The sequence below is a fragment of the Paenibacillus sp. J22R3 genome, assembly GCF_056269305.1.
In genome coordinates this window covers 92,207-112,498 of the sequence record NZ_JBWDNS010000007.1, presented here as the reverse complement: position 1 = coordinate 112,498, position 20,292 = coordinate 92,207, and the positions used below count along the sequence as shown (strand labels likewise).

Annotated in this window: 23 protein-coding genes and 1 riboswitch; of the genes, 19 read left to right on the top strand and 4 right to left on the bottom strand. The window is 50.5% G+C overall.

The features are described from left to right. Nucleotides 1–20: 20 nt before the first annotated feature. Nucleotides 21–509: a MarR family transcriptional regulator gene (locus tag AC0YN4_RS26450; protein WP_475837204.1), complete on the bottom strand. Its 489-nt coding sequence runs from the start codon at nt 507–509 to the stop codon at nt 21–23. 440 nt (nt 510–949) lie between these two features. Here AC0YN4_RS26450 and AC0YN4_RS26445 point away from each other — a divergent pair, with 440 nt between their 5' ends. Next, nucleotides 950–1,837 (top strand): ATP-binding cassette domain-containing protein, encoded by an 888-nt coding sequence (locus AC0YN4_RS26445; protein WP_475783753.1) that lies wholly within the window; start codon nt 950–952, stop codon nt 1,835–1,837. Next, nucleotides 1,834–2,625 carry an ABC transporter permease gene (locus tag AC0YN4_RS26440; RefSeq protein ID WP_475783754.1) on the top strand — a complete coding sequence of 264 codons (792 nt, stop codon included), beginning with the start codon at nt 1,834–1,836 and terminating at the stop codon, nt 2,623–2,625. Before AC0YN4_RS26445 ends, AC0YN4_RS26440 begins: the two co-directional genes overlap by 4 nt. Before the next feature lie 46 nt (nt 2,626–2,671). Here the strand turns inward: AC0YN4_RS26440 and AC0YN4_RS26435 are convergent, their stop codons facing one another. Further along, a complete protein-coding gene (locus tag AC0YN4_RS26435; protein ID WP_475837203.1) occupies nt 2,672–3,460 on the bottom strand; it encodes a TetR/AcrR family transcriptional regulator in 789 nt (262 codons plus the stop codon). Nucleotides 3,461–3,656: 196 nt separating this feature from the next. Between AC0YN4_RS26435 and AC0YN4_RS26430 the strand changes: the two genes are divergently transcribed. Next, complete coding sequence (locus tag AC0YN4_RS26430) at nt 3,657–4,490, top strand: helix-turn-helix transcriptional regulator (protein ID WP_475783756.1); 834 nt, start codon at nt 3,657–3,659, stop codon at nt 4,488–4,490. A gap of 110 nt (nt 4,491–4,600) precedes the next feature. Continuing rightward, nucleotides 4,601–5,611, top strand: a complete 1,011-nt coding sequence (locus AC0YN4_RS26425; RefSeq protein WP_475783757.1) for an ABC transporter substrate-binding protein — start codon at nt 4,601–4,603, stop codon at nt 5,609–5,611. Nucleotides 5,612–5,668: 57 nt separating this feature from the next. Here AC0YN4_RS26425 and AC0YN4_RS26420 read toward each other — a convergent pair whose 3' ends face one another. Next, complete coding sequence (locus AC0YN4_RS26420; RefSeq protein ID WP_475783758.1) at nt 5,669–6,481, bottom strand: CPBP family glutamic-type intramembrane protease; 813 nt, start codon at nt 6,479–6,481, stop codon at nt 5,669–5,671. 284 nt (nt 6,482–6,765) lie between these two features. On the opposite strand from AC0YN4_RS26420, the gene AC0YN4_RS26415 reads away from it, so the two are divergent. Then, on the top strand, nt 6,766–7,572 hold the full coding sequence (locus AC0YN4_RS26415; protein ID WP_475783759.1) for a VOC family protein: 807 nt from the start codon (nt 6,766–6,768) through the stop codon (nt 7,570–7,572). Nucleotides 7,573–7,596: 24 nt separating this feature from the next. Then, complete coding sequence (locus AC0YN4_RS26410; protein ID WP_475783760.1) at nt 7,597–8,415, top strand: helix-turn-helix domain-containing protein; 819 nt, start codon at nt 7,597–7,599, stop codon at nt 8,413–8,415. 66 nt (nt 8,416–8,481) lie between these two features. Here AC0YN4_RS26410 and AC0YN4_RS26405 read toward each other — a convergent pair whose 3' ends face one another. Further along, nucleotides 8,482–9,369 (bottom strand): LysR family transcriptional regulator, encoded by an 888-nt coding sequence (locus tag AC0YN4_RS26405; RefSeq protein ID WP_475783761.1) that lies wholly within the window; start codon nt 9,367–9,369, stop codon nt 8,482–8,484. A 138-nt stretch (nt 9,370–9,507) separates the two neighbouring features. On the opposite strand from AC0YN4_RS26405, the gene AC0YN4_RS26400 reads away from it, so the two are divergent. From AC0YN4_RS26400 to AC0YN4_RS26340, 13 genes are all read left to right on the top strand, one after another. Continuing rightward, nucleotides 9,508–10,599, top strand: coding sequence for a branched-chain amino acid aminotransferase (locus AC0YN4_RS26400; protein WP_475783762.1), 1,092 nt, complete (start codon nt 9,508–9,510; stop codon nt 10,597–10,599). A 111-nt stretch (nt 10,600–10,710) separates the two neighbouring features. Continuing rightward, complete coding sequence (locus AC0YN4_RS26395; protein WP_475783763.1) at nt 10,711–11,997, top strand: ferredoxin reductase family protein; 1,287 nt, start codon at nt 10,711–10,713, stop codon at nt 11,995–11,997. A 63-nt stretch (nt 11,998–12,060) separates the two neighbouring features. After that, nucleotides 12,061–12,702, top strand: coding sequence for a DUF2306 domain-containing protein (locus AC0YN4_RS26390; RefSeq protein ID WP_475783764.1), 642 nt, complete (start codon nt 12,061–12,063; stop codon nt 12,700–12,702). A gap of 182 nt (nt 12,703–12,884) precedes the next feature. After that, nucleotides 12,885–12,964, top strand: a riboswitch (ZMP/ZTP riboswitch). Nucleotides 12,965–12,998: 34 nt separating this feature from the next. Next, entirely contained in the window at nt 12,999–13,619 is a 621-nt protein-coding gene (locus AC0YN4_RS26385) for a DJ-1/PfpI family protein (protein ID WP_475837202.1), read from the top strand. Nucleotides 13,620–13,883: 264 nt separating this feature from the next. Then, entirely contained in the window at nt 13,884–14,648 is a 765-nt protein-coding gene (locus AC0YN4_RS26380) for an SDR family NAD(P)-dependent oxidoreductase (protein ID WP_475783766.1), read from the top strand. Between the two features lie 93 nt (nt 14,649–14,741). Continuing rightward, nucleotides 14,742–15,320 carry a TetR/AcrR family transcriptional regulator gene (locus AC0YN4_RS26375; RefSeq protein WP_475783767.1) on the top strand — a complete coding sequence of 193 codons (579 nt, stop codon included), beginning with the start codon at nt 14,742–14,744 and terminating at the stop codon, nt 15,318–15,320. Nucleotides 15,321–15,585: 265 nt separating this feature from the next. Beyond that, nucleotides 15,586–16,047: a flavodoxin gene (locus AC0YN4_RS26370; protein WP_475837201.1), complete on the top strand. Its 462-nt coding sequence runs from the start codon at nt 15,586–15,588 to the stop codon at nt 16,045–16,047. Further along, on the top strand, nt 16,047–16,223 hold the full coding sequence (locus tag AC0YN4_RS26365; protein WP_475837200.1) for a hypothetical protein: 177 nt from the start codon (nt 16,047–16,049) through the stop codon (nt 16,221–16,223). Before AC0YN4_RS26370 ends, AC0YN4_RS26365 begins: the two co-directional genes overlap by 1 nt. A gap of 80 nt (nt 16,224–16,303) precedes the next feature. Beyond that, nucleotides 16,304–16,888 carry a DUF975 family protein gene (locus AC0YN4_RS26360; RefSeq protein ID WP_475783770.1) on the top strand — a complete coding sequence of 195 codons (585 nt, stop codon included), beginning with the start codon at nt 16,304–16,306 and terminating at the stop codon, nt 16,886–16,888. Nucleotides 16,889–17,037: 149 nt separating this feature from the next. Then, nucleotides 17,038–17,589: a sigma-70 family RNA polymerase sigma factor gene (locus tag AC0YN4_RS26355; protein ID WP_475783771.1), complete on the top strand. Its 552-nt coding sequence runs from the start codon at nt 17,038–17,040 to the stop codon at nt 17,587–17,589. After that, a complete protein-coding gene (locus AC0YN4_RS26350; RefSeq protein WP_475837199.1) occupies nt 17,570–18,853 on the top strand; it encodes a hypothetical protein in 1,284 nt (427 codons plus the stop codon). Before AC0YN4_RS26355 ends, AC0YN4_RS26350 begins: the two co-directional genes overlap by 20 nt. 102 nt (nt 18,854–18,955) lie before the next feature. After that, a complete protein-coding gene (locus AC0YN4_RS26345; protein WP_475837198.1) occupies nt 18,956–19,483 on the top strand; it encodes a DUF2306 domain-containing protein in 528 nt (175 codons plus the stop codon). Nucleotides 19,484–19,664: 181 nt separating this feature from the next. Next, entirely contained in the window at nt 19,665–20,282 is a 618-nt protein-coding gene (locus tag AC0YN4_RS26340) for a DUF975 family protein (RefSeq protein WP_475837197.1), read from the top strand. Nucleotides 20,283–20,292: the final 10 nt, after the last annotated feature.

Sequence of the window (20,292 nt, the reverse complement as noted above, 5' to 3'; positions counted from 1 at the left end):
CTCTCCTCTGATAAGTTGGATTAGTAATGCAGGTACCGGCTTGGTTGTACCGGCGCCGGCTTAGTCTTAGGGGTGTCGTCTTCTTGCGGTTTCGCAGGTTTGTTGACGAGGCTTAGCACTGTCTCTGCGAAATGCTCCAGATTGTCGGTAATTTGGGTGTATGTAGTCTTCTGTGCGTCGAGTTCATGCTTTGTGAATGAACCGAATAGGAGGGTGATGCACTGTTTCCCAACATCTTGATTCCGTGCCAATAAGGCACGTCCTTCATCCGTAATATCGAGCAAAATAGTGCGTCGATCTTCCGTCCTGCGATGACGTTTCGCGAAGCTCTTCTCTTCGAGTTTGTCGCAAAGTGCTGTGATCGCTCCGGAGGTCAAATCGAGTTGTTCCGCCAGATCGCCAAGCTTCTGCTGTCCATCGCGGACGAGCTTGTGCAGGATAAGGATGCCGGGTAATGCAATCCCTTCAATGGAGACCTTGTCACGTTCCTTAATAAACTTTCGAACCATCCGCCTAAAGAGCCAATCAATTTCCTCCAGCTGTTCCCATGTAATGTCAGTGTCCACCATGTTCTCCTTTCCGCAGCAATCTTCCTTAAGAGCGCCAAAAAAGGCCGCAACGTCATCCCGAGTGAAGGGAACTGTTGTGGCCTTTGGTTATCCAATCGGCATATGCAATTACTTTAGTGCTAAAATAATGACCGCTAAAGGATCATGAGTTGATACTAATCCAATAATTCCAATCAGTCAAGTGGGTATTAATATTTTATTTGAATTATTCATTATTTGATGGCTAACACTCACCAATTACAGCAAGTCCGATGGTTTTAAGAAGAAAGGTCCAAGTTGTATCCGAAAAGATGCACCGGGCCTTTTTTTCTTGTTGTAAATTAACTGTGTACATAATATACTGATTACACAATACACAATTAATGAGGGGATGATGATAAATGGCAAAGCTTGCAATAGAAGCCGCCGGGCTGCGTAAGAACTTCGGCAGTCAAACGGTGCTGGACGGTATCGACTTGGCGGTCGCGAAAGGGACGATCTTCGCGCTGCTTGGCCCAAACGGTGCCGGCAAAACGACACTTATTCATATTCTATCGACCTTGATCGAACCAGATGACGGCAGTGCGCGAATTGAAGGGTATGACATTGTGGCAGATAAGAAAGGGGTGCGCCAGTCGATTGGGTTGACCGGCCAGTTCGCTGCAGTGGATGAGGTGTTGACGGGGGCGGAGAATGTGAACATGATGTGCCGCTTGTCCGGATTGTCAGCAGCGGAAAGCCGCGTCCGCACGGCGGAGCTGCTCAGAAGCTTCGATCTGGAAGCTGCTGCAGGCAAACGCGTGAAGACCTATTCCGGGGGAATGCGCCGGAAGCTGGATCTTGCAGTCAGTCTTGTCGTGCACCGGCCGGTGCTGTTCTTGGATGAACCGACGACGGGGCTAGACACGGTGAGCCGCCGCGCACTCTGGGCGAATATTCAGCAGTTGAAGGAACAGGGGATCACGATCTTCCTGACGACGCAGTATTTGGAGGAAGCAGATCAGTTGGCCGATCAGATCGCGGTCATAAACCATGGGCGAGTAGTCGCGTCCGGGACAGCGGCCGAGCTGAAGGCGCGTGTGGGCGGCGAAGTCATCGAGCTGCGCAATAAGGACAATGAGCTGCTTCGAACCTTGCCAACGAGCGGGACCATCGTTGATGTGTGGCAAACGCTTGGAAGTGTCGTTCATTCCTTCCCTGAAGGCACGCAGCTCAGTATCCGCAAGCCGAGCATGGATGATGTTTTCTTGGCGTTAACGAGCATGGAGAAGGAGGCGTCACCGGCATGAGAACCTTACAGCAACGGGCACCGAAGCCCGCTTCCTTCGGCGTGACTAATCTTGTCTTCATCGGACGCAGTCTCCGTCACAGTCTGCGCAACGTCGAGTCGCTGGTGATGGCGATTATGCTCCCCGTTATGCTCATGTTATTGTTCACGTATGTGTTCGGAGGGGCCATCGACCCTTCGGGCGACTATGTCGATTACGTTGTACCGGGCATCATCTTGTTGTGCGCAGGCTTCGGTTCTTCCAGCACCGCAGTCGATGTCGCGACAGACATGACGAACGGCATTATCGATCGATTCCGCACGATGCCGATTCGTTCACTAAGCGTCGTCGTTGGACACGTGGTCGCGAGCCTGGTCCGTAATTTGCTTGCGACCTGTATCGTCATCGGCGTTGCGCTGGCCGTGGGCTTCCGCTCGGACGCAAGCGTGTTAGAGTGGGCGGGTGCGCTTGGCGTCATCATCCTCTTCATCCTGACGTTCACGTGGTTATTCGCCGCGATCGGGCTGGTGACCGGAAGCCCGTCGGCCGCAAGCGGCTACGGCTTCGCGCTGCTCTTCCTTCCGTATCTGTCGAGCGCCTTCGTGCCGACCAGTACGATGCCTTCATGGCTGCAAGGTTTAGCCAATCATCAGCCGATCACGCCGGTCATCGAGACCATTCGCGGACTGCTCTCGGGCACGCCGATCGGAGACAACGGCTGGTGGGCGATCGGCTGGTGCACGTCCATCCTGATACTGGCCTTAATATGGTGCACGCTCGCGTTCCGCCGGAAGGCCGGCCAGCGATAAAATAAAAAGCAGCGATTCGAGCCAATGAGCTCTAATCGCTGCTTTTTTACATTTGACGTCGTACCTCAAGATACTGCTCGATACCATCAAGTATACGCTCCAGCCCAAAGGCCAAATCGTCTCCAATCGGACTCTCAACCTCACCTGTATAGGCGCCTGACATGACGATCGGATGCAGGTCCGGGAAGCTGCTCTCCGTAATGAGCTGCTTCAATGCGGCCGTGTAGCTCAATCCGCTGAAAGTCGAGAAGCTGTCGCCCGCCTTGATGACCAAATCCATATCTCTGGCAATCATGCCGGATGCCCTCGCATAGCTGCTAATCAGGAGCACGAAAGACATTTTCTCAAAATCATTAACCGGGAAGTCACGCATAATGCGAAGCATCCAATCAATAATGCGAAGATTGCCGGGCATCATAGGGACGCTGCGAATGGGGATATCGGCGAACCAGGGATGATCCCGAAAGACAAGGATACAGAATTGCACGTAGTCCTGCATTTCCTCGCGCCAATGTTTCTTGGGCGCGTCCGAATCCGCTTCAGGTGGGGGAGGACAGACTCTATCCTGCATTAGAAGCAGCAAATCCTCTTTGCTGGTTATGTATCGGTAAAGGGACATCGTAGTGAAACCGAGCGCTCCGGCAACGCGGCTCATCGATACGGCGGACAGACCGTCTTGATCGGCAATCGCGACAGCGGTGTCTACGATTAAGGGAATGCTAAGCTCGCCTTTAGGCCCTCGGCGTGATGGCTTAATAATCCCCCAGCTCAGTTTGACGCTCTCCGGTAAGCTTTGAATCGCTTCGTCATCATTGTGTTCCTTATTGTCGGACATTGCCTTTATTCCTCCATCAGCTTAGCGCTTTCATAAGTGTATATGTAGTAAACAGTATATCATAATTTTCGGCCACAGAGATGGTGCTGGGCCGCACTGCGGGTACAACTCTCGATTCTCTCGGCTGCTCGACCAGTCGTCTCGTAAGCTTGTACATTTTGTTATATGATGGGGAGAATGAAGGGAGTGGATACACATGGCCTACAGCTATGAAGAGCTGGCAAGAGGGTTTGTTCATACATCTGTTGATCTGTTTGGCGTGTACCGGACACAGCTTGAAGCGAACGAAGTATACAGCGGGCATGTGGACAAGCCGACTTCGAAATGCGCGATTATTTGCGCCCTTAGCGGAGCTGCCGAATTTATCTTCGATGACGAGGAGCGCTACCGGCTGGAGCCCGGCAAAATACTGATTGGGGGAGCGGGCAGAAGGCTTGAGATCATCGTGGGAGACAGCGGCTTTCAATATAACATCGTGCATTATATGCCAAACACGGCGGAAGCAGTGCCGGGGAGCTTAGAGCGTAACCATGATATTACGCTGCTGGAGGTTACGGTAGATCCTGAGCTGCTGCGATTGCAAGAGCAGCTGCTTCAAGCCGCTTCGGCTCCTGACAATATGGGAATGCTTGCGAAGAAGTCGTTGTTCTACCAATACGTAGCCAAGCTGCTTCAGTCTGAGCGTAACCGCCAGAACAAAGACAGCTACTCGGTAATCGACGACGCGCTCGGACATATTCATGACCACTTCATGGATTCGCTGACGCTTGCCGGGCTAGCTGAGCGCTATCAACTGAAGCCCAAATACTTCTCTTATTTATTCCACAAATATACAGGCACCGGACCAATCGATTATTTGATTCATTTCCGCATGAACAAAGCGCATGAGTGGCTGCTGACCGAGCAGGTTTCGGTATCGGCCGTTGCGAAGAGCGTCGGATACGCAGACCCGTATTACTTCAGCCGGTTGTTCAAGAAATATAAAGGCATAGCGCCAAGTATGGTCGGTCATCTGCATCAGAAGAAATAGTCCATTGAAGAGTCGGGAATTTCTCTATTCTATTATTCCGCGTCTGATGGTACTCTTTTAGTTGATAATGAGAATCGTTATCGAGATGAATAGAAGAGGGGAAGCTTGACATGCACCTGAGAAAGCAATCTTATTTGGTACTAATCGCTCTGTTGAGTTTGGCTTTGATCCTGAGCGCATGCTCCGGTTCGAATAATAATGGAGCGTCTAATGCTGCGCCGAGCGGTGAAGCGGAGGAGAGCAACAACGCGTCGACCAGCGCATTCCCGCGTACCATCGATGCAGCGAATGGCCAAATCGAAATTACCAAGAAACCGGAAAGAGTGGCAGTGGTACATTGGGGTTATATCGACTCGATTCTGCTGTTTGATCTGAAGTCGGCTGCGCTTGCGCTTCCTTTCACGGAGAAGTCATCGGCGCTGCATACGGACAGCTATAAGCCTTATGTAGACAAGCTGGGTGAAATGGTCGTCGTTGGCGAGAATACAACGGTTAATATGGAGGCTTTGCTGAGCTATAACCCGGACTTGATCATCGCCGGTAACAGCATCAACGCTGAAGTTACGGATCAACTGGAGAAGATCGCAAAGACGGTCGTTATTGATGAAGCCAAAACAGATATATGGAGCAACTGGCAGGCGGTCGTTACGAAGTTCGGGGAAATCCTCGGACAAGAGGATGTTGCGAAGCAATACATCGACAATTACAATGCGAAACTTCAAGATGTCAAAACGAAATTGGCGAAGGTAGAAGGAACAGTAGCATTCGTCCAAGTTCGGAACAATGCGGTATGGCTTGGCGGAACGAAGTATTTGACGCAGTATTACGGAGGCGGACTTGGCTTGAAAGCGCCGAACGATCCGGCTATGGAGGAAGGCGTAGAGCTTTCGCTTGAGGGTTTAAGCAAGCTTAATCCTGATCACCTCTTCCTGGGCTACTTCAATTACGTCGACAAGTCGCAGCCGGCAATGACAGACGATTGGGAGAAGAATACCGTCTGGAAAAGTCTGAAGGCTGTTCAAAATAAACAAACCTACGCCATTAACGGCGAGCTGGCTATGGGCTACGGTCCAATCGGCAACAGCTACGGCGTGCAGGCTGTACTTGAAGCTTTAGAATAGAAACGATTCCGGTCTACATAGACAAGCGTCTCTCATGGGAGAGACGCTTTTTTGTGCTTACAAGGGACTCGGACTCTTCTTCGGGTTGTACTTCAGGACGCTTGCTGCCATATAGACCGCTGTAACAGCAATGATGACGATAAGCCAACTGTCATGAAGCTCATCGAACCAGTTGAAAGCAGACGTTTTGACAAAAGCAAAGAACAGCACATTGAAGGAGCACCCAATGAGAATTACCGACCAAATCGAACGCAGGCGGAGATACATGTAGCCATACAGGAAACCTAGCGGAATGCCAAGCAGCTGCATGGCGATCCCTCCCGGCTGTAGAGCGGCAATAATAATGGAAACGAGTAGAACCGCCCAGAAGACGGCCACATTGCGGCGTGCTTCATTGAAGAGGATGCCCATGAACAAGACGATCTCAAGCGTGGTGTTGATAACGGCAGAGATGATGAGGTAGCCGGTCGAAACGTCGGCATATTGATCCGTGAAGGCTGCCAGCTCGCTTACTCCTTGATGGAGCAGGAGTTTGAGGGAGGCGGTGAAGAAGAAGGCAAACCCGATGCCGACGGTGATCATATGTACGGCTCGTAAGGTTGAAATCGGCAGATACTGCTGCATCCGTAGGAAGCCGGGCGGCGGTGTCTGCGGTACGATCAGCCTATATTTCACGCGATAGGCCAGATAACACAACAAGGCGGACAGCCCCAGCACGATAAAGACTTGCGCAGGCAATTGTTCGCCCTCCCCGAAGGTTCCCCACCCGAGCAGCGGATTTACGGCCGCATTGTAGATCACAATCGCGGCAACTATCATGGCCACATACAGCGCTACATTCGCAAGCATGCCAAGGTATCGTCTCATCATTCAGGTTCGCCCCTTTAACTGCTTTCCACATTTCGAAGGTTCAAGACAACATATTCGTGGAACGGAGAGTCTATGCTGGGATGAAGGCATTTTCTACCACGTTGCATGAGGTAAATTCTACTAACTGTAAATCTCGTAAATAGCATTGTCTGGATGTCGAACATAATGGGAAGTTCGAGCGGATGTTATCGGTTACTCGGGCTAAAATCGCTGTTGACCTTCAAGTAACTTTAAGGTGTATGATCGTCTTAGCAAAAATTTCCCAAAAGCGGAGGTTGGAATGGATGGAGACACCTTACTTTAAATTCGACGGCGGATTTATTATGGTACCTTGGCAGCAATTTGACGAAGCCGTGGAATGGTATCGCGAGAAAATGGGTTGGCGATTGAAAGGGACAGGCGACGGACCTGTCGGACGGAAGGCTTTCTTCAAATTGCCCGGCGTTGGACAAGCAAACCTGAAATCTTTCGAAAGCGAGCTTGAGCATTTCACTCTGAACGATTATGCCGAAGGAAACTGCCGATTCTGCTTCCGTACGGCTAATCTCCGTGAGACGTTGGATTACTTTAGATCACAGGATGTTACTTGTACCGAACCGTTCGAGATGCCTGATGGCACTTGGTCTGCCGATATTCTGGCATTCGGGAATGTTCGCCTAACGCTAAGCGAAGACCGCAAGCTGGAAGGGAAATTCCCTGACGCTCGCATCGTGCAGTATGCAGCTAAGCCGTTATGGCTTGGTGTATCTGACCTGGAAGCTTCTATTTCTTGGTACGAGCAGGTTTTCGGCTGGGGCCGGTCGAAGAAAAACTATCAGGACCAGGGGTTTGCCTTGATGCGCGATCAGAAAAGCAAATGGGACTTTGTATGGTTGGAGCAGCTCAAAGAGGAGAAGGCTCAGCCTATAGGTAAGGCCAATCCCGGCGCACGCTTATATTTTCATATCAAGCAGCAAGAGGATCTATATAAGACGAATGCTTGGCTGAAGGATCAGGGAATTGAAGCTTCAGCAATTATCGGGGAGCGCTGGAAAGGATTCCATTTCTACGACCCGGACGGCAATCGATTAAACGTTTGGAGCTACTATTAATAAAGCTGCAGGGAGGGGATCCGCTTGAGAACGGGCATGACGATTCAGAGCTTCGCCGAGCGAACGGGTCTGCCTGCCAGCACGCTCCGTTATTATGAGAAAGAAGGATTGCTCCAGCCCAGCTACCGCGCGGATAACGGGTATCGCTATTATCAAGAAGAACAAATACCGAGCGCATTGAAAATTCATACGCTTCGACAGGCAGATATAGCCTTGTCCGAGATTCGGCAATATCTTATCGCCGGTACAGAGGGTCAGACAGGATGGCTGCGCAAATGGCGCCAAGATGTAGATGCCAAGCTGCTGGCTCTGAATGTAGCGAAGCAATACTTGAATGGCGTAGTTGATGCGGTCGATGAGCATGTCCAGCTTGTGAGGTGGTCTCATGCGACGAGCATGCTCTGGTTCCGGCATCGCGTGAAGCGTCAGCTCCAGCCTTATGCGGAAGCCATAGAAGCGAGCGCGGCATATTTAAGCAAGCACGGGATTCTGGTTGCGCAAGAAGCCTTCGTGCGGCAGCAGCAAATCATCGGCGACGAGATGATCGGGCAGGTCGGATTCCGATTGCCCTCAAAAACGAACATGCCGAATAGCTGGAAGCAGGAGACACGTTTCGAAATCGAGCTGGAGCGGATGCAGCCGACCTTGTTCGTGACGCTGGATTGTTTATCGAACGATCCTTACGCCTGCTTCAGCTTGATGCTCGTTCTGCAATCGTTCGGCTTCGAGCCGGATGGACCTAATCTGGAGCGTCATCAACTTCACGAGCGTCAGCGCTATCAGTGGATGATTCCGGTCATTCACAGCAGTGGAACAGAAGAGCGTGAAGAGGAGCTTGAATAATAAGAAAAGGCCGGTATTCTCCTTCGAACGGAGCGATATCGGCCTTTCATTTGTTTGCTCGCTAGGTTATTGAAAGCACTCAATAAAATGCTGCGCCCGCTTGGACAGCAGCTGATCCTTCAGCCATAGAATTCCGACCTCGGATTGGAAATCGGCGTCGCGTATACTGAGCGTGATGACGTCCCCGGAGGGAAACGAGGAAATAACCGATTTCGGAAACACCGTTGCGCCGATTCCTGCGGCAATTAGGGACATAATAATGGCGACGCTGGAGCATTCGCAGATGATATTCGGTTCGAAGCCGTGACGACGGAACTCGTTGACAACCTGTTCGTGCATTTTGATCGTTTTATCGGTCTTTAACGTGAGCAGCGGATATTGGGCGAGCTCTTCAATGCTGATATCGTTCCCTCTTCCAGGAGAAGCCCACGCGGCAGGCATCAAGGCAACATAGGGATCGGAAGGGAGCGGGAGCATATCCAATTTATTCGGAAGCAGATGTGCCTCAAAGGGCAATCGGGATATGACGAGCTCAATCGAGCGCCGCTCCAGCATTTCGCCGAGCAGATAATGATCGCCCTCGGAAATCTTAAACGTAACCTGCGGGTATTTCTCTCGTAATTGCTGAATCGGGCGAGGGAGAATGGAGACGCAGGAAACAACCGCGCCGAGCGAGAGCGTACCGCGTACGCCAAGCTCGAGCTCCTTGACTTCCTTCATCGTCTCGTCTAATTGCAGCAGCAACGACTCCGCCCGATCCTTGAGCAGCCGCCCAGCAGCGGTTAACGTGAGCTGGGTTCGGCTCCGCTCGAACAGTTGCGCACCGAGCTCTTCTTCCATCAGCATAAGCTGACGGCTGAGGGGCGGTTGTTCCATATGCAGCAGCTTCGCCGCTCGTGTAATTTGCTTCTCGTGCGCGATGGCCAAGAAGTATTTTAGCTGTCGAAAATCCATGTAAGCATCCCCAATTTGAAGATCTATTTACATACTCTAAAGGTATGGATAGTGAACATAATAGATATTTTATATATACCTCAACAAGTTGTATTATGCAATCACCAATCATGAAAGTAAGGGAGTAGTGAATAAACCATGACAACAGCCAATAAAGCCGTTTCGATTGAACGCAGTCAGAACAAGAAGACCAAGCCAGCGCAGGATCAGCTTGGTTTCGGGATTTATTTTACGGATCACATGTTTGTAATGGATTATAGTGTCGAGCAAGACTGGCATAACCCGCGCATCACGCCCTACCAGCCGATCGTACTCGATCCGGCCGCGAAAGTGTTCCATTATGGACAAACTATCTTCGAAGGCTTGAAAGCCTACAAGACCGAAGACGGCGGCATTCAACTGTTCCGTCCGCGCGATAATTTTGCCCGTATGAACCGCTCCAATGATCGCATGAGTGTACCTGAGCTGGATATTGATGTGGCGATTGATGCTCTGGAGCAGCTCATTGCAGTCGATCAAGACTGGATTCCGGAGCTTGCAGGCACATCGCTCTATATTCGACCGTTCGTCATTGCTACGCAAGCGACGCTTGGCGTGTCTCCATCTGAGAATTACCAATTTATCATTATCATGTCGCCTGTCGGTGCCTACTATCCCGAGGGCATTAATCCGGTCAAAATCCACGTGGAATCCCAGTATGTTCGCGCAGTTGTGGGCGGCGTAGGTGAAGCGAAGACCGCAGGCAACTATGCCGCAGCCTTGAAATCGCAGCAAGCCGCTAAGGAGCAAGGCTATACGCAGGTACTTTGGCTCGATGGCACGCAGCACAAATATATTGAAGAAGTCGGCAGCATGAATGTATTCTTCAAGATCAATGGAACGGTTATAACGCCTGCACTGAACGGCAGCATCTTGGCGGGTATTACACGGAATTCGGTCATCCAACTCCTGAAGCACTGGGACATTCCTGTTGAAGAGAGAGTGCTGTCCATTGAGGAGCTTTATGAAGCGGGTCGTAACGGCACGCTGGAGGAGGCTTTCGGAACCGGAACAGCTGCGGTTATTTCGCCTATTGGAGAGATGAACTGGAACGGAGAGAAGCTCGTGATCAGCGAAGGCGTGACCGGGCAGCTCTCGAAATCCATCTATGACACGCTGACAGGCATCCAAACCGGTGCCGTTGCTGATCCGTTCGGTTGGGTGAAGAAAGTCGAATTCAGCGAGAAGTAATAATTGTGGCGGGGCGCGGCAGATATTCATCGTACTGTGAGATTTTTCGAGTGAGGTCTATGGTAGAATCAGAAGTAGACAAGGATTTCACTCGAGAAAAGGAGCACGTGCATGCTGCAGCCTCGCCATTTTCTAATCTTCTTGCTACCGCTTGTTAATGCCGCCGTGTGGATTGCTTTTCCACCTATGGATAATAGCCAACAGCCTGCGTTTTCCCAGCGTTATCTAGGCGAAGTAATTGGCTCTACAATGATGATGATGATGGCCTTCACTTTATTGCTCGCAACGAGATTCCGGGTATTGGAACGATTATTTGGCGGCTTGGATAAGCTGTATGTCGTCCATCGAAACGCGGGTATATTTGTGTTCCTGCTGCTCTTTCTTCATTTGCTTGTGATGCCGCTTAATCCTAATGAGATCCCCCCCGGACGAGCTCCCGGTTATATTGCATTTGGAGGTTTTGTCCTTCTCATTCTCCTTTCACTGGCACCGAGGATACCGGTGGTTCGGCGGATTGTGCGAATAGGCTACCGAGGCTGGCGAATCACGCATCGGTTTATCGGGCTCTTCTTCATTATCGGCACGGCGCATTCGCTGCTGGTTGATCCGCTCGTTCGAACGACTACCGTGCCGTTTACACTCTTGATGATTGCGATCGTTGTCGGGATAACCTCCTATTTATATACGGAGCTCATAGCGAGATTCGTAAGGCGAAGAGCGGCTTATAAAGTGAGCGAAGTACGGCAGTTGAGCGCAGGAGCAGTCGAGGTGACGCTCTTTCCGGAGAAGAAACAGCTGCGATTTGAAGCAGGGCAGTTTCTGTTTATCCGGTTCAAAGGAGACAGGGTGCTGTCCGAGTGGCATCCCTTCACCATCAGCAGCTCACCCAAGGAGTCCGGCCTCAGGCTGACGATTCGATCCGCCGGTGATTATACCGATTACCTGAACCGAAACTTGAAATCAGGCGCGCGAGCCGTTGTTGAAGGCGGTTATGGCACTATGGATTACCGCAAAGGCGATACGAATCAAATATGGATCGCCGGCGGTATTGGCGTGACGCCATTCCTTAGCTGGATTCGAGATATGCCGGAGCGTCTTCCCCATCATGTTGATTTCTTCTACACGGTGCGAACGAAAGAGGAAGCGCTGTTTCTGAACGAGATACGTGCAGCCGAGCGGCGGCACGATAACCTCAAGGTGCATGTCCACTATTCTGCGGAACAGGGGCGACTCACTGCCGAGCGTGTAGTCAGCACGATGCAGGGTAAGATGGCTGTGGCGGCAAAACAGATCTATATGTGCGGACCGGCTCCGATGCTTGCGGCGTTCCAGCTGGAATTTCGGCGTAGCGGCGTTCCCACGGGTTCGATTCACTATGAACAATTCCGGTTCCGATGAGCGCTGTGCGTGTGCGAAGGTCCGCGGCAGAGCTCTAATGTTGAAACGAGGTACAACTTAGCTATGCAGAAATCCAAAATTCTCTATCTGTGCATGCTGACGATTGCGATCGGCTTTATCGTATATGTGATCACCATCAATTTCTTCGTAGATCCCCAGGCGGATCGTTTTCTTAGTCACAAAATCAACTTAAAGCACTCTTTAAACAAGCCGGTTTGGCTTAATGTGATGTATGTTCATGTGGTTTGCGCGAGCATCGCGATGGTTGCGGGAGCGGTTAATTTTGCCTCGAAGGTTCAAACCCAATACCGGCGCGCCCACCGAGCGATCGGGTATGTTTATTTTGGCGTGATCCTTGTTGTGGTGCTAACTTCCGGCTACATGGCACCTTATGCGACCGGTGGCAAGCTGAACAGCGTTCCGTTTAACCTGCTGAGCATGCTGTGGACGGCCATGACGGTGATTGCGATCGTGAAAGTAAGACGAAAACAGCGCATCGCCCACCGGAATTGGATGGTCAGAAGCTACGCGTTCTGTTATACGAATCTGTGCATCCATGCGATTACGTACGTGGTTCACCAAGGATTCGGCGTATCTTACACGCACAGCTACACCATCGGCGTTTATGGGGCGATTCTGTTCCTGCTGCTTGCAGCCGAGTTCGTCATTCGGGTCGTATATGGGCGAAGGAGCAAGGGAATGTAGATCCAGTCATCATATAGATGGTCGGAGCAGTGGCTGAGGATTCACGGGGCTCTTTTCTGCAACATTTGTATTTCCCGAGCCGGTCTGGGGCGAACTATGCAGATGCGAGGCGGGCTCCCAGTGTGGTAGCAAGAACTTCACGATTGATTTGTGGGAATATTCGGACTACAATAAAGGCAGTATTCGGTGTGTGTGACTGGCGTAAACGTGGAGTACCACGAGGGAGCACATATTTCATATGCCGTACGCCTGGGCGAAGTGCTTGGTCTTTTGGACTGAGCACTTTTTATTATTTCATGGGAGATGATGAAATGGAGCAGGAGCAGGTGCGGCAGGCAAGGAATGTAGCGATTCTGATCTTTGATCGCGTGGAAGTGTTGGATTTTGCAGGGCCATTCGAAGCTTTCCTATCCGGAAGTAACTATGGCCGAGATTTGAACGTGTTCACCGTGGCGGAACACGATGGCCCGATTCAAGCGCTTGGCAACCTGAGCATTAACCCGGCTTACAACTTTCGGAACTGTCCGAAGCCGGACATTCTCGTCATCCCCGGAGGCCCGGGCACCAAAACCGAAATGCACAATACGGTCATGACGGATTGGATCCGTAAGATTGCGGGAGAAGCCGAGCTGGTGCTGTCCGTTTGCACAGGTGCGCTTCTTGTTGTGAAAGCACAGCTGGCAGATGGGTTGAAGCTAGCTACGAACCGGCTGGCGATGCATGAGCTTCGAGCAATAGCACCGGAATCGGCTGTTATTCACGAAGAAGCGCGTTACGTGGACAATGGGAAGATTATTCTGTCAGCCGGCGTTTCAGCAGGGATCGATGCGTCCCTTTATGTGATCGGTAAACTGCTGGGCGAGGAGCGCGCGCTTCTGGCAGCGAGCTTGATGGAATATGATTGGTCACGTTCCTAAAGAAATTGCACTAGTCCACAGCAGTGGGCTAGTTCTTAAAATAATTCTTTACTGATCGTTCTCAATATGCTAAGATGATCTCGTAAGCAAGAAGGAAGCAATCGAGCCATGAGATGCATTCCTTTTTTATTGGGAATACTAGAACGATCATTCCCGAAAGGTAAATGGAGTGTGGCTGCAGTACAATTTTTTTTAACCTTTTCGAGAACGATCATTCTCGAAAAAGGAAGCATAATAAAGCACATGACAAAGGAGCGATTCATAATGGGTAAATTAAACGGTAAAGTAGCATTCATCACAGGTGGTAACAGCGGGATCGGGTTTGCGACTGCGAAATTGTTTGTAGCCGAAGGAGCTAGAGTCGTCATCACAGGTCGTAATCAAGCTAAACTCGACGCAGCAGTGGAGGAGCTGGGCACGGCGAATAGCTTCGGCATTCAAGCCGAAACGACCGATCCGCAGAGCTTGGAGAAAGCAACAGCTGCAGCAGTCGAGAAATTCGGCCGACTGGACGTCGTATTCGCTAATGCCGGCATTGGTGGTCATACTCCACTGGGTGGAACGGAACTAGCCTTATTCCAAGAGGTTATGAACGTGAACGTGACAGGCGTATTCTTCACGGTGCAAGCTGCATTGCCTCACCTGAAGGAAGGTGCTTCGGTGATTCTGAATGGTTCAGTGCTTGCCAATGCAGGAAGCCCGGGATGGGCGGCTTATGCGGCGAGCAAAGCTGCAGTTGCCAGCATGGCTAGAGTGTTCGTATCCGAGCTGTCGCCGCGCGGCATTCGCGTAAATACAGTCGCGCCAGGTCCTACACGCACTCCGATCTGGGGTCAGCCGGAAGGGCTTGCGCAAATGGAAGCCAAACTCACGCGATCGGTTCCGCTAAACCGTTTGGGTGAACCGGAAGAAATCGCAAACGTTGCTTTGTTCCTGGCTTCGGATGATGCTTCGTACGTGCAAGGCGCCGAAATCAGTGTTGACGGCGGCGGCGGCTCATCCCCGTTCGGTGCACCGGTATATCGATAAGCCCAAAAGTCGCCGGAGTAGAAGACACCTTGTCAGGGGATTCTTTACCGATTGTTCTCAATATGGTAAAATCGACTGGAAAGGGGTATGCTTATGGCTAGAGCGAAAGAATTCGAAGAAGACGTCGTACTGCTGAAGGCAATGAAGCTGTTCTGGGAGCAGGGCTACGAGAAAACATCGATTAATGATCTTGTCGAGCGTATGGGCATTCACCGCAGGAGCTTGTATGATACGTTCGGTGATAAACATATGCTATATCTAAGGGCCTTTGATCGGTACAAAACATTGACCAATAACCGACTTGGTGCCCTCATTCCGAACTCCACGCCTAGTCAGGCGATCGATTTCATATTCGATTACACGATTCAGGGCACAAGCGAGGATAACCCCGCCGGCTGCATGATGGTGAATATGGCGGTTGAGCTGGCTTCGATTGATCCCGAGGCAAGAGCCAGGGTGAGCGAAAGCTTCGATTATTGGGAGCAAATTCTTGTAGATGTTATTGGCAAGGGTCAGCAGCAAGGCGACTTTACGTCGAAGCGCAGCGCGGAGGAGCTCGCCGAAAGCCTGCACAACAATTTGCTTGGCTTGCGAGTGCTGACGCGATCACTTACGGAGAAAGACAAGCTTTACCGCATAGCCGATATGGCCAAGAGCATCTTGTACCATTAAATGATTGTCCCGAAAGCCGGAACTCCTTTCTATATAAGGGGTTTCGGCTTTTTATATGGGGTTTCGCCGCACAAGTGAACCCCCCTTACCCTTGCAGAGTGTTCTCCAAATAGACAAACGTCATCATGGCATGGGAATTATTTTCAAAAGATTAATTGACAATGAGAATCATTATCAAATAATATGAGAGAGGAAATGCGGGACGTAAGGAACGCATACCCAAGCAATGGACTATGGAGACATAGGGTAGAGGAGTGTTGTAGGCATGGCAAATGTACTGCTGGTTTATGCGAGCATGACAGGTAATACGGAGGATATGGCGGATGCAATTGCACAAGGCATTCGCGAGGCAGGCGGAACTCTCAAGGTTCAGATGGTGATGGATGCTGCTGCTGCCGACCTGGCGGCTTACGATGGTATTGTCCTTGGCGCGTATACGTGGGGGGACGGAGAACTGCCGGATGAGTTTCTTGATTACTATGGGCAAATGACCGGCTTGCAGCTGCAAGGTACTAAATCCGCCGTGTTCGGCTCCTGCGATTCCTCTTACTCTGCTTACGGAGTTGCTGTAGATATCTTGATGGATAAACTCAAGGAACTGGGCTCAGAGGTTGTGCTGGAAGGGCTAAAAATAGAATTCGGACCAAGCCCCGCTGAGAAAGAAATCTGCATACAGTTTGGCAGACAATTTGTCAGCGCGCTTGCCGGGGTTGGAGGATCTGTATAATGGGACTGCTATATAATCTGTATAAATCAGTGCAAGAGATGGAGGACGATCGTTCGGATATGCGGAATCAAATCGAAAAGGCGGATACTCCACTATCGCTAATTGAGCTGCTCGCCCGACCTATTGGCGGCAGGGATGTAAATGAAGTCGCTCCAGGGAAAGAAACGACGAATTAACGCAGACTTGGACTAATTCGGATTTCTCCCACGTAGTATAGTTTGAAGCTAAACGATACTGGTTCGGGGGGAACTGATGTATGCTGAGTCGTCCTGAGATTCGAGCGAAAGCAAGGCAAAGCTTATCCGGCAACTGGAAGACGGCCGTACTTCACTTCTTGTTGTACATGGTGGTTTCGGGCCTCATTAGCACGATCACGAATAAAATTGATTTCATTGGCTGGATCATCAACATTCTGCTGACGGCTCCATTAGCGTATGGGATCTATAATCATTATTTGGATTTCGCTCGGGGGAAGGTGCCGGAGGCGACAGCGATTTTTCGCGGATTTCAGCGTTACAAGGAGTCGCTCATTGTTTACGTTGTCATGGCGATCTTTACGATGCTGTGGGCTCTGCTGCTGATCGTTCCGGGTATTATCGCGGCGCTTCGCTACTCGCAATCTTATTTTATACTGCGGGATAATCCAGGGATATCGCCACTTGAAGCGATTGACCGCAGCAAAGCGTTGATGGCGGGGAACAAATGGCGATTGTTTACGCTCTACCTGTCCTTCATCGGATGGGCATTGCTGTGCATTCCAACGCTCGGGATCGGATACCTCTGGCTAGGCCCTTATGTCAGTACGGCGGCGGGACACTTCTACGAGGATATTGCAAAGTAACAAGAAACGTACGGCTTGAGTCTTAAAGGATGAGTGAAGGCCGGGAACTCCGTTAGCGGAGGTTCTCGGCTTTTTTGATGTTGCAGCCTTTATTTCAATTCGCAGAGCCAAATGCCCCTTTTGTGCGTCTAATCGTTAGGAAGGTAAATGTGAAGCAGGTGATGAGGATTATTGAACGGGTCAAGAAAGCTCAGCAAGGTGATGAGCAAGCGTATTTAGAGCTGTTTCAGCAGTATGAAGCGGATATTTACCGAACGGCTTATGTTTACTTGGGAAGTCCAGAGGACGCCCTTGATGTTGTACAAGAAACAGCCTATAAGTCGTATAAAGCGATCGCGAATATAAAGGAGCCTCAGTATTTCAAAACATGGCTCATTCAAATCGCCATCAGCTGCTCCATCGATATGCTTCGTAAAAGGAAGAAAGAAGTGCAATGGAGCGCAGACTACTTGGACTCTATAACGGTAACGGACGAAGAAGATATTCCGCTGTCTGTGTCGCTGCAGGATCTGATCGAGTCCTTGACGGCAGAGGAGAAGCACATCATTATGTTGCGATTTTATTATGATTTTACGATTCGAGAAGTGGCGGAAATCATGGGCATTCCACTGGGGACTGGGAAAACATTGCTGTATCGGACGCTTAAGAAGCTTCGCATGCGAGTAGAGGAGGGCGATAGTCGTGAGTTCAAATCCAATTAAAGACCGATTGCAAACGATACCTATACCTTCCGAGCTGGGGCAGCGAAGCCGGTTAGGCATTCAGAAAGCTGCTGCGGAACGAGAACAGGCCATTAGCGGTTCTATAAGCAGCAGAGTGAAACCGGCGAGGAAGAGGAGATTGATCGCAGTTGCAGCAGCAATAATCGTTATCCTCATGACTGCGGCGCTTGTAGATCACTCGAGAGTATGGGCAGCCATTCAGAAGGCATTGCAATTCGTGCCCGGCATCGGCATTGTGAAAGAAGAAGCTGTTCCTATGGAACGGTATGTGATGAAGCAGCCGATTACGGTGAAAGTCGGGGAAGGGTCGATTCTCATTACGGGATTTATGTCCGACGAAGAGATGACCTATCTCACGATGGCAGGCAAGGATGTGCCGCGGTTCAAACAGATTGAGATTGTGAATGAGAAGGGAATGAAGTTCACCCTTGGTTCTTCTATGGCCGTTCAGGGCGGAGCGCAATGGACGTCTGACTTCTGGCATAAAAAAAAGTTGGATCTTAGTGGGCAGGTTAAACTGATCCTGCCGCTTGATCCCGCTATTGAAGTAGAAGTTAAACTGTCGAGGGCCGCGACTTACGCCAGCTATACGGAATTAGGTGCAACGGATACAGCTGCCGGAGTCTCCATAACGGCGATTACGGACCGGATGGACGAGAAGGTTAGAGTTTCCTTGGTTTCTCGTCATTCTGATGATTTCAACGTCTATGATTATGGCATTAATGGCGTGTACCTGCATGATGAGAGCCTGAAGCTGCAGGTGGCGGATGAAACGGGCAAGAGCCTGGAGATCGAGAAAATACCCGGTGTCAGCAGTCCGGCAAGCGAGTTTTTCTTTAGCGTGCCAAAGCAAGCTGTTAGTGAGCGCTATACGCTAACAATTCCTGAAATAAGCGTTACGTATAACGATGAGGCGCAGATCAAGGTGCCAACCGCTGCAAACGAGCATCTGAATCAGACCTTCGAGATCGCCGGTTTTCCGGTCACGATTACGAAAGTGGAACGTATAAACGAGACTGCTCTGCGACTTTACCTGGATATGCATGATGACGATCAGGCTACAGCGTCGCTATATGACTTCGGATTAAATAGGAGCAGCATGTTCAAGCTGGATGAGCAGACGGGGAAGGTTGTTTATATGGAGGTCGACATGGAGCCGGGCAGCAAGCGGGTCAGCTTAACAATAAACCGGCCGGGAGTGGTGATCCGCGGACCTTGGTCATTTGTGCTTAACCCATCCTAGGATGCAGGCGCGATTCTTGTTTAGCCTTTTTTTAGAATTCCTTTACGGATTCGATAGAATGAGCAGGTACAATGAAAAGAAAACCTAGGTGGCGTGGTAGTTGTGAGGACGAATAGGCGTTGGTGGATTCTGCTCGTTGTTTCGCTTGGGGTGATGATTCCATTCATGCTCCCTTATTTGACATTTGATTCGGATAACAGTCGGGTGAGCATCGCCTCCGCGACCATTCAATATCCGGCGCTTGTTGCGCATATCTGCTTTGCTTTTGTCGCTCTGCTTACGGGCTGGGTTCAGTTCGTCGGGCATATCCGCAGGCAGTATCATAGCGTGCATCGGCAATTGGGACGTGTGTACGTCGGCAGTGTTTTTCTAAGCGGAATGCTATCGCTGGTGGTCATTCTGTATGTCGAGGATTTTACAAAAGCGGTGTCTTTCCTCGTGTTGACCAGCCTATGGCTGTTTACGAGCTGGAAAGGGTATCGTACGGCGGCGCTTCGGAGGTTTGACGAACATCGCAAGTGGATGATTCGCAGTTACGGGGTTACGCTGGTGGCCGTGTGCGCGCGTGGCAGTTCCGGTTCTGCTGCTAACCTATGGTGTGTTGAACGGGTTTTCTCTGCCGGAAGGTAGAGAGGGGATGATTGAAGAGGTACTGAATGTGAATATTTGGACGGCGATCGTCATCGATTTTGTCCTTGTAGAATGGGTAATTCTAACTAAACGGCGGGAATAAAAGGGTTGTGAAGCCTCGGCTTGGCAAGGTAAGATAGGTTTGCAATCCACTATTGTATGCCAGGGGGAAATTCGACACATGCTCACTCGTCCTCAAATCCGTGCCAGAGCGAGGCAAAGCTTATCCGGAAATTGGAAACCGGCTGTTCTGCACTTCTTATTGTTCGTGGTCATTTCGATTATCGTTAGTACCGTCACCGGAAAAATTGATTATATTGGGTGGATCATCAGTATCCTCATGGAAGCTCCGTTAACGTATGGGATCTACAATCATTACTTAGATTATGCTCGAAGGAACGTGCCGGAAACCGCCGGTGTTCTTAGAGGCTTTGAGCGATATAGAGATTCGCTGGTGCTTTACGTCATCATGTCGGTATTTACGTTCCTTTGGACGCTGCTGCTCATCGTTCCCGGTATCATCGCGGCACTTCGTTACTCGCAGTCCTATTATATCCTGGGGGATAACCCGGGCATGGCGCCAACTGAAGCGATTAACCGCAGTAAAGCCATGATGGCAGGTCACAAATGGAGACTGTTTGTGCTCTACTTATCCTTCTTCGGCTGGTTCTTGTTATGCCTCCCAACGCTTGGGATTGGATTGCTCTGGTTGGGACCGTATTTCAGCACGTCGATGGCGCATTTCTATGAGGATCTGCGAAGTGGCGGTGGCATGCAAGAAGATCATATCGTCGCATAGAATGGCAATA